The organism is Paraburkholderia ultramafica, assembly GCF_902859915.1.
Taxonomy (GTDB): Bacteria; Pseudomonadota; Gammaproteobacteria; order Burkholderiales; family Burkholderiaceae; genus Paraburkholderia; species Paraburkholderia ultramafica.
Window position 1 is genome coordinate 1 of sequence record NZ_CADIKK010000147.1, and the last position, 949, is coordinate 949.

Below are 949 nucleotides of genomic sequence, written 5' to 3' on the forward strand. Positions count from 1 at the left end.
GCCAGCTCAGCGTCGCGCTTGCCGAGCAGCTGCCGCACCAGGCTCTGGAAAGCCTGCACCAGCGTGGAATAGGGGATGTCGCGCTTGTACTGGTCGAACTTGCCGGAGGCGAAGAGCCCGCGCGGTGGCACCAGCACCTTGTGCAGCTCGTTGACGACCGCTGATTTGCCGATGCCGGAATAGCCGGAGACCAGCACCAGCTCCGGCACGCCGCTCCTGACCACGCGGTCGAACGCCGCGAGCAGAGTACCGACCTCGCGCTCCCGCCCGTACAGTTTCTCCGGAATCAGCAGGCGGTCGGGCATGTCATGTTCGCCCAGCGGGAAAGCATTGATGTGATGCCGACGTTGCCAATCGGCCAGGCAGTGTCGCAGATCGCGTTCGACACCGGCGGCGGTCTGATAGCGCGCCTCGGCCGTCTTGGCGAGCAGCTTCATGACGATCTGCGAGACCGGAGGGGGAATGGTGGTCAACCGCTCGCCGGGTGGCACCGGCGTTCTGGCGATATGGCAGTGCACCCATTCCATCGGGTCGGCGGCCGTAAAGGGCAGTGTCCCGGTGAGCATCTGATAAAGCGTGACGCCGAACGAATAGAGGTCGCTGCGCGAATCGATCGAGCGGTTCATCCGGCCGGTCTGCTCGGGCGCCATGTAGGCAAGGGTGCCGGCGATGGTTTCAGGCGGCTCCGGAGCCTGTCGCTCGCGCGGCAGCCGCGAGGCAATGCCGAAGCCGGTGAGCCGCACGTGCCCGTCAACGCAGTTCACGAGGATATGGGTGGGCTTGAGATCCTTATGGACGAGTCCGCGCTGGTGGAGCTTGCCCAGCGCCGCGGCGACGCCGGCGGCGAGGCGCAAGACGCTGTCCAGCTCCATGGGCGCGCCGAGCAGCCGCGCGAGCGGCTCACCGCCCGGATCCTCGAGCACCAGCAGGGTCCGGCCGTCTTCGCGCA

1 protein-coding gene is annotated in these 949 nt (G+C 67.0%); it reads right to left on the reverse strand.

The genetic code is table 11. The annotated features are described in order from the left end of the window. A partial coding sequence (locus tag HV744_RS36600) for a serine/threonine-protein kinase (RefSeq protein WP_175154090.1) occupies nucleotides 1-949 on the reverse strand: 949 nt, incomplete at both ends.